6 protein-coding genes and 1 pseudogene are annotated in these 8,507 nt (G+C 69.5%); 6 read left to right on the top strand and 1 reads right to left on the bottom strand.

What is annotated here, in order from left to right; translation table 11 throughout:
- Positions 1 to 513: EthD domain-containing protein (locus G6018_RS03630; RefSeq protein ID WP_182638776.1), on the top strand; the 513-nt coding region annotated here is incomplete at its 5' end.
- Positions 514 to 571: 58 nt separating this feature from the next.
- Entirely contained in the window at positions 572 to 2,431 is a 1,860-nt protein-coding gene (gene lepA / locus G6018_RS03625; RefSeq protein ID WP_179524955.1) for a translation elongation factor 4, read from the top strand.
- A gap of 39 nt (positions 2,432 to 2,470) precedes the next feature.
- Here lepA and G6018_RS03620 read toward each other — a convergent pair whose 3' ends face one another.
- Entirely contained in the window at positions 2,471 to 2,989 is a 519-nt protein-coding gene (locus G6018_RS03620) for a CGNR zinc finger domain-containing protein (RefSeq protein ID WP_179524956.1), read from the bottom strand.
- A gap of 26 nt (positions 2,990 to 3,015) precedes the next feature.
- Here G6018_RS03620 and G6018_RS03615 point away from each other — a divergent pair, with 26 nt between their 5' ends.
- The 4 genes and pseudogenes from G6018_RS03615 to G6018_RS03600 form a co-directional block, all read left to right on the top strand.
- Positions 3,016 to 3,837: a TSUP family transporter gene (locus tag G6018_RS03615; RefSeq protein WP_179524957.1), complete on the top strand. Its 822-nt coding sequence runs from the start codon at positions 3,016 to 3,018 to the stop codon at positions 3,835 to 3,837.
- 33 nt (positions 3,838 to 3,870) lie between these two features.
- Positions 3,871 to 5,979 carry a M3 family metallopeptidase gene (locus tag G6018_RS03610; RefSeq protein WP_182638774.1) on the top strand — a complete coding sequence of 703 codons (2,109 nt, stop codon included), beginning with the start codon at positions 3,871 to 3,873 and terminating at the stop codon, positions 5,977 to 5,979.
- A gap of 9 nt (positions 5,980 to 5,988) precedes the next feature.
- Positions 5,989 to 6,198 (top strand): hypothetical protein, encoded by a 210-nt coding sequence (locus G6018_RS03605; RefSeq protein WP_182611086.1) that lies wholly within the window; start codon positions 5,989 to 5,991, stop codon positions 6,196 to 6,198.
- Between the two features lie 142 nt (positions 6,199 to 6,340).
- Positions 6,341 to 7,720, top strand: a pseudogene (locus tag G6018_RS03600) (wax ester/triacylglycerol synthase family O-acyltransferase); the annotation flags it as partial.
- Positions 7,721 to 8,507: the final 787 nt, after the last annotated feature.

Below are 8,507 nucleotides of genomic sequence, written 5' to 3'. Positions count from 1 at the left end.
TGCGCGCGGGTGCCGGTGGCCTCGGCCACCGCCTGCGCCGGCGTCCTCGACGCCCTTCGCGGGCTGGGCCCGGTCTCCGCGTGGTCGGTGACCGGATCGGAGCCGCTCCGCGTGCCGGAGCCGGGGGAGGACGGGAGGTGTCCCGGGATGGCCAATCTGGCCTTCCTGCGTCGCCCCGGGCGGCTGGACCGCGACGAATGGCTGCGCGTCTGGCTCGAGGAGCACACGCCGGTGGCGATCGAGACGCAGTCCACCACCGCCTACACCCAGCACGTGGTGGTCCGCGCACTGACCGGGGACGCGCCGGAGATCGCGGGGATCGTCGAGGAGGTGTTCCCGATCGAGGCGGCCGGGGACCTCGGGGTGTTCTTCGACTCCCGGGGCAGCGATGAGAGGATGAGCCACAACATCAAGGCCATGACCGCCTCGACGGCCCGGTTCCTCGACGACGGCACGGTCGACGCGATCCCCACGGGACGGTACGTGATGCGTATCCGGAGCCCGCACGTGTGACAATGGGGGCATCGCCCGGTCGGACCGCACCCCGCCACGCCCGGGCCCGCCTCCAGGAGTGATCGAGATTCCCAACTTCGCAGAGACGACGTTCACCGATCCGGCCAGGATCAGGAACTTCTGCATCATCGCGCACATCGACCACGGCAAGTCGACGCTGGCCGACCGCATGCTGCAGATCACCGGTGTGGTCGAGGAGCGGCTCATGCGGGCCCAGTACCTCGACCGCATGGACATCGAGCGCGAACGCGGCATCACCATCAAGGCGCAGAACGTCCGCCTGCCGTGGGTGCCGCGCTCCGGTGCCCACGAGGGTGAGGAGATCGTGCTGCACATGATCGACACCCCGGGCCACGTGGACTTCACCTACGAGGTCTCCCGCGCCCTCGAGGCGTGCGAGGGGGCGATCCTGCTGGTGGACGCCGCGCAGGGCATCGAGGCCCAGACGCTGGCCAACCTGTACCTGGCCATGGAGAACGACCTCGAGATCATCCCGGTGCTCAACAAGATCGACCTCCCCGCGGCGGACCCGGACCGCTTCGCCGAGGAGATCTCCCACATCGTGGGGTGCGAGCCGGAGGACGTCCTGCGGGTCTCCGGCAAGACGGGCGTGGGCGTCGAGGAACTGCTGGACAAGGTGTGTGACGTGATCCCCGCGCCGGTGGGCGACCCGGACGCCCCGGCCCGCGCGATGATCTTCGACTCGGTCTATGACACCTACCGAGGCGTGGTCACCTACGTCCGGGTCTTCGACGGGACGCTGAATCCGCGCGAGAAGGTCAGGATGATGTCGACGGGGTCGACGCACGAGGCGCTCGAGGTCGGGATCATCTCGCCGGAACCCAAGGTGACCAAGGGGTTGGGCCCGGGCGAGGTCGGGTACCTGATCACCGGGGTCAAGGACGTCCGCCAGTCCAAGGTCGGTGACACGATCACCAGCGCCCGCGGCGGGGCGGAGGAGCCTCTGGCGGGGTACAAGGAGCCCAACCCCATGGTGTTCTCCGGGCTGTACCCGATCGACGGGTCCGACTACCCGGTCCTGCGCGACGCCCTGGACAAGCTGCAACTCAACGACGCGTCGCTCGACTACGAGCCGGAGACCTCCGTCGCGCTCGGTTTCGGCTTCCGCTGCGGTTTCCTGGGTCTGCTGCACATGGAGATCACCCGGGACCGGTTGGAGCGGGAGTTCAACCTCGCCCTGATCTCCACCGCGCCGAACGTGGTGTACCGAGTGGTCGCCGAGGACGGAACCGAGCACCAGGTCACCAACCCGTCGTACTGGCCCGAGGGCAAGCACCGCGAGATCTTCGAGCCGATCGTCAAGTGCACGATCATCGTGCCCAGCGAGTTCGTGGGCACCGTCATGGAACTGTGCCAGTCCAAGCGCGGCGAGATGAAGGGCATGGACTACCTGTCCGAGACCCGCGTGGAGCTGCGCTACGTCATGCCGATGGGCGAGATCATTTTCGACTTCTTCGACTCGCTCAAGTCCCGCACCAAGGGATACGCGTCGATGGACTACGAGGAGGCCGGCGAGCAGGCGTCCGATCTGGTCAAGGTCGACATCCTGCTGCAGGGGGAGGCCGTGGACGCGTTCTCCGCGATCGTGCACCGGGATTACGCGCAGGCCTACGGCAACAAGATGACGGGCAAGCTCAAGGAGCTCATCCCGCGTCAGCAGTACGAGGTGCCCATCCAGGCGGCGATCGGCGCGAAGATCATCTCCCGCGAGAACATCCGCGCGATCCGCAAGGACGTGCTCTCCAAGTGCTACGGCGGCGACATCAGCCGCAAGCGCAAGCTGCTCGAGAAGCAGAAGGAGGGCAAGAAGCGCATGAAGTCGATCGGTCGCGTGGACGTCCCCCAGGAGGCCTTCGTGGCCGCGCTGTCCGCGGACTCGAGCGCGGACAAGAAGTGAGCGCGGACGAGTAGTAGCGGCCGTCGGGTCCGCCCGGGCTCACGCCCAGGTCCTCGCTCTGTGTCGCCGTACGGCGGACCGGTTGGTGCAGCGGGTCGAGCAGTACCGCTTGCGTCCGTTGCGGGTGGTGTCGGCGAAGACGTCCGCGCAGTCGTCGGCCGCACACCGGGCCAGACGGTCGATGCCGCGTGAGGTCAGGTGGAGTGCGGTGCCCACGGAGAACATGGCGGTGAGCAGTCGGGCGAACGAGACGTCGTCCGCGCGGTAGTGCACGTGCCAGTGGCCGTCGTGGTCGGTCAGGCGTGGCGGCGCCGAGTGGTCGGCGAGCAGGGCGTTGAGGGCGTCGGCCCGCCCGCGGGGGTCGGTGGTGTCGACGACGACGAGCCAGTCGTCGAGAAACGTCAGCACCTCCTCGAGGTCCTCGTCACACGCCCCCCGGTCGATGGTCACCCCCGATTCGCGGCAGCGGTCCACCAGTTCGCGGGTGGTGCGGGGGCGGCGGTTCGCCAGGTCGGCGGCGAGGGTCACCGGATCGGCCCCGTAAGGGTTGATATACACAAACCGATTACAGCACAGTGATCGGTATGCCTCAGTCATTCGCGGGTCTGGCCGCGTCCCCGGCGGTGGGGGTCTCCGTGTGGGTCCTGGCCGCGCTCGTGCTGGCCGCGTTCGTCGCCGGCTGGGTCGACTCGGTGGTCGGCGGGGGAGGACTCATCCAGCTCCCGGCGCTGGTGCTCGGACTGCCCGCGGATGCCTCGACCCCGGAGATCCTCGGGACCAACAAACTCTCCTCGGTCGCCGGGACGCTGGTCGCCTCCCTGACCTACCTGCGCCGGATCCGGGTGCCGATCGGGATGGTGCTCCCGCTGGTGGTCGCGGCGTTCGCCGGGTCGGCCGCCGGCTCGTCGGTCGCCAGGTTCATCCCGAGGGACCTGCTCACGCCGGTCGTCCTGGTGGCCGTCATCGTGGTGGGCGCCTACACGTGGTTCCGGCCCACCATGGGTCGCACCCACGAGAACCGGTACACCGGGTGGGCGCGCATCTGGCGATCGGCGCTGATCGGTCTGCTGATCGGGTTCTACGACGGGGTCCTGGGTCCGGGGACCGGGTCGTTCTTCGTGATCGCGATCGTCGCGTTCCTGGGCTTCGGCTTCCTGCAGGGGACCGTGGCGGCCAAGCTCGCCAACCTCACCACCAACATCGCCTCGATCCTGGTGTTCGGCATCCACGGCGAGGTGCTGTGGCTCATCGGTGGCTGTATGGCGGTGGCCAACCTCACCGGGGGGTTCATCGGCGCGCGGATGGCGATGCGACACGGCAACGAGTTCATCCGGGTGGTGTTCCTCGTGGTCATCGGCATCCTGGCGGTCAAGTTGGCGTGGGACACGGTGGCCCAGTGGACGTGAGGCGTCCCGCGGAGCCGACGTAGACTCGCCCCCATGACCCTCCCGAGCCCCGAACCCGGCCGCCACCCGCTGCTCGACGAGTCACCGTTGCCGTACGGGTTGCCCGACTTCGCGGCGATCGACGAGGCGGAGCTGGAGCCGGCCATCCGGACGGCGATCGACGACCACGCGGCCGAGGTCGCGGCGATCGTGGCCAACCCGGAACCGCCGTCCGTCGCCAACACGGTCATCGCCCTCGAGCGGTCGGGCCGGGCGCTCCACCGGGTCCTGTCGGTGTTCTACGGGCTCCTCGGTCCGGATGCGACCCCCGCCCGGCTCGACGTGGACCGGGTGGTCTCGCCGCTCCTGGCCGCCCACGGCTCGGCCGTCATGACCGATCAGGGCCTCCACGCGCGGGTCGACGCCGTCCACTCGGCGTTGGAGTCGGGGGAGCTGGAGGTCGACGACGAGACCGCGCGGCTGATCCGTCGGCATCACCGTGACCTCCTCCGGGCGGGTGCGGGACTCGACGAGGCGGGCCGCGAGCGGCTGACGGCGATCGACACCCGGTTGGCCGAACTGACCACGGCGTTCGGGGAGAACCTGCTCGCCTCCACCGCCGAGCTCGCCGTCCCCGTGACCGACGAGGCGGAGCTGGCCGGGCTGCCCGCGTCCATGCGCTCATCGCTCGCCGCCGCGGCCGCGGAGGCGGGACGCGAGGGTTGGCTCATCCCGCTGGGACTGCCCACGGTGCAGCCGATCTCCGCGTGGCTGGACCATCAGGGTCTGCGGCGGCGGGTCATGGAGGCCTCGCTGCGACGGGGTTCGACCCCGGAGCACGACAACTCCCCGATCGTCCTGGAGATCGTCCGGCTCCGCGCCGAGCGCGCGCACCTGTTGGGGCTGGGCTCCCACGCCGAGCACGTACTCGCCGTGGAGACGGCCGGGTCGCCCGAGGCGGCACGAGGTCTGCTGCTCGACGTGGTCGACGCCGCCGTCACCAATGCCCGCAACGAGGCCAAGGACCTGCTCGGCGGGGACGACCGCGAGTTGAACCCGGCCGACTGGGCCTGGGAGTCCGAGCGGCTGCGCGCCGACCGCTTCCAGGTGGACGACGCACGCGTCCGGCCGTACTTCGAGCTCGAGCGCGTAATGCGCGACGCGGTCATGCACTCGGCCTCCGAACTCTACGGCCTGCGCTTCGCCGAGCGGACGGACCTGCGCGGATTCCTCCCGGACGTCCGGGTGATCGAGGTCTTCGACGACCAGCGGGACCAGCCCGACGCCGGGATCGGTCTGCTGCTCCTCGACTACTACGCACGTCCGACCAAGCGGGGCGGGGCCTGGATGAGTTCGTTCCGCGACCAGTCCCGGCTCCTGGATTCGCGTCCCGTCGTCGTCAACGTCATGAACCTGTCCCGCCCCGCGGCGGGTGAGCCGACGCTGCTCACCATGGACGAGGTCACGACGATGTTCCACGAGTTCGGGCACGCCCTCCACGGCCTGCTCTCGGACGTGGAGTACCCGGTGTTCTCCGGGACCTCGGTGCCCCGCGACTTCGTCGAGTTCCCCTCACAGGTCAACGAGATGTGGGCGCGCCGGCCGGAGATGCTCGCGCGATACGCCCGGCACGTGGAGACGGGGGAGCCGATCGCCGAGGATCTCGTCGCGCGGATGCGGGAGGCCGAACGCTTCGGTGAGGGGCAGGCCACCGTCGAGTACCTCGCCGCCGCCCTCCTGGACCTGGCCTGGCACTCGCTGACCCTCGAGGAGGCCGAAGCGGTGACGGATGTCGACGAGTTCGAGGCCAGGGTGCTGGCCGAGGCGGGACTGGACGTCCCCGGCGTCGAGCCCAGGTACCGGTCGCGGTACTTCCAGCACATCTTCGCCGGCGGGTACTCGGCGGCCTACTACTCCTACTTCTGGGCCGAGGTGCTCGACGCGGACGCCGCCGAGTGGTTCGCCGAACGTGGGGGACTGAAGCGGTCCTCGGGGGACGCGATGCGCCGTGAGGTCCTGTCCCGCGGCGGGGCGATCGACTTCCTCGACGCCTACCGGGCGATGCGCGGTGCGGACCCGAGTCCCTCGGCGCTGCTGCGTCGCCGGGGCCTGGACAGTTCGGTGGTGGGCGGCCGCGAGGTCGCCACCGCCGGCCGGTCGTAGGATCGATCCGTGACGGCATTCCTCGAGTTCTGGGACAGGGTCGAGCTCTGGCTCGCCACCCTGCCGTTCCCCCTGCAGGTGTTCATCATGCTCGCCGCCGGAGTCCCGCTGTTCTTCCTGGTCGCGGTGGTCATCGAGCGGGTGGCCGATGTGCTCGTGCACCGGTTCCGGGGGCTCGTCGCCGCCGGGGACCCCGAGACCGGGAAGGAGGTCCTGTAGATGCCCCGGTCGCGTGTGACTCTCGCCCTGATCCTGCTGATCGCGCTCGTCGTGATCGCGTGGCTCATCCTCGACGTCTGGTGAGGACGGGCCGTCCGCGGAACCGACTCTGCGGGACGGACTCCGGACGTACACTCCCTCCATGCAGCGCCTGAGTGGACTTGACGCCAGCTTCCTCTACTTCGAGACCAGGGCCCAGCTCCTGCACGTGTGCGGGTTGATCGTCCTCGACGGGTCCGAGATGAACGGCGGCTACTCGTTCGACGCGCTGCGGGCGGAACTCGCCCGCCGGGTCACCGGGATGCCGGGTTTCCGGCGCAAGTTGCACGACTCACTGCTGAACATCGACCACCCGGTATGGGTCGAGGCCGAGGACTTCAACATCGACCACCACCTCCACCGGGTCGGCCTGCCGGAACCGGGTGGTGACGAGGTCCTTGCCGAGTTGTGCGGTCACCTGGCCAGCCAGCCGATAGACCGATCGATGCCGCTGTGGCAGATGTACGTCATCGAGGGGCTGCCCGACGGACGGTTCGCGGTATTCGCCAAGATGCACCACTCGACCGTCGACGGCGTCACGGGCGCCAACATGATGTCCCAGCTGTGCTCGCTCACCCCGGAGGATCCGTCCCTCGACCAGGAACTGGTGCAGGAGACCGCCGGAGGCTCGGGAGCCCTCGAACTGGCCGTCGGCGGGGCGTTGTCCCGGCTGGCCACCCCGTGGCGTCTGGCCTCGCTGTTGCCGGGGACACTGGGTGTCCTTCCCTCGTGGATCAACAGGGCCCGCAAGGGTCTCGCCATGCCGGCACCGTTCACCGCCCCGCGCACCCCGTTCAACCGCACCATCACCGGGCACCGGTCCATCTCCTACGCCAGTGTGGACCTGGACCAGGTCAAGCGGATCAAGAACGCCTTCGGCACCACCGTCAACGACGTCGTGCTGGCCCTCTGCTCGACCGCCCTGCGCAACTACCTCGACGACCTGGACGAGTTGCCGTCGAAGCCCCTCATCGCGATGGTCCCGATGTCGGTGCACGCCGCGGAGTCACGCCCCGGCACCAACCGGGTGTCGGGAATGTTCATGTCGCTGGCCACGGACATCGACGACCCGGTCGAGCGTCTGGAGTCGATCCGGGACGCCAACACCGTCGCCAAGGACCACACCGACGCACTCGACGCCAATCTCCTGACCGACTGGGCGCAGTTCGCGGCGCCGTCCGTCTTCGGTTCCGCGGTCCGGATGTACTCGCGCCTGAGGCTCTCCGAGCGCCACCCGGTGGTGCACAACCTCATCATCTCCAACGTGCCCGGTCCGAACATCCCGCTGTACTTCCTCGGGGCCAGGGTCACGAAGATGCTGCCGATGGGGCCGGTGTTCCACGGCGCCGGCCTCAACTGCACGGTGATGTCGCTCGACGGAGAGCTGCACTTCGGGTTCATCGCGTGCAAGGACCTCGTTCCCGACCCCTGGCCCATGGCCCGCGCGGTGAGCGAGGCCATGGAGGAACTCGTCGAGGCCGCCGAGAAGCGCGAGGCGAGCGGGACCCCCACGGCGGAGCGGATGTCCGCCGCCGAGTTGGCGCAGTTGCGGAAGGACCTGAAGAAGGCGGGCCGTCAGTCGTCCGCGAGCAAGGACGGGGCCGCCACGAACGCCTCCGACCGACAGCGCCCGGCCAAGAAGGCCCCGGCAGAGAAGACGACCGCGAAGACGTCGACCGCGGAGAAGACGACCGTGAAGAAGGCCCCGGCGAAAAAGGCTCCAGCGAAGAAGGCTCCCGCGAAGAAGACCTCGGCCACCACCAAGACGACAGCCGCCAGGAAGTCGACCGCCCACAGGAAGACGTCCACCGCGACCAAGCCGACCGCCGAGAAGACCACGGGCCGGACCGCCCCCGCCTCGACATCGGCTGGTGAGAAGTCGGCCTCGAGGACTGCCGCCGCGAGGAAGACCTCGGCCCGGAAGACGTCCGACAAGCCCACGGGTTCCAAGCCCGTCACCCCCGTCGAGCGCACGGCCAACCCGTCATCCGGCACTGTGGGCTCCGTGCCCAGACCAGACAACTCTTCCGCGTCCGAACCGGAGCCCGATACCGCCACGGGGCCCGACGCCGCCGCACCGACCTACAGCGCCCCGGCCGCCACCGTTCCGGACGAGGGGCCCGCGACCTCCGAGTCGGGGGGCGGTGAGACCGGTGGCGACCGCGTGACCGGTCAGGCGTGACGACCGGGGCCCACGATCCGGCTGGTCTCGCTCTCTCCCCGCCGCCGCGCGACCCGCGGGCGCCGTTCGGGATCTACCTCCACGTCCC

The organism is Dietzia sp. DQ11-44 (genome assembly GCF_014145205.1).
In the GTDB taxonomy this organism is placed as follows: domain Bacteria; phylum Actinomycetota; class Actinomycetes; order Mycobacteriales; family Mycobacteriaceae; genus Dietzia; species Dietzia natronolimnaea.
This window is presented reverse-complemented; position numbering and strand designations above follow the sequence as displayed.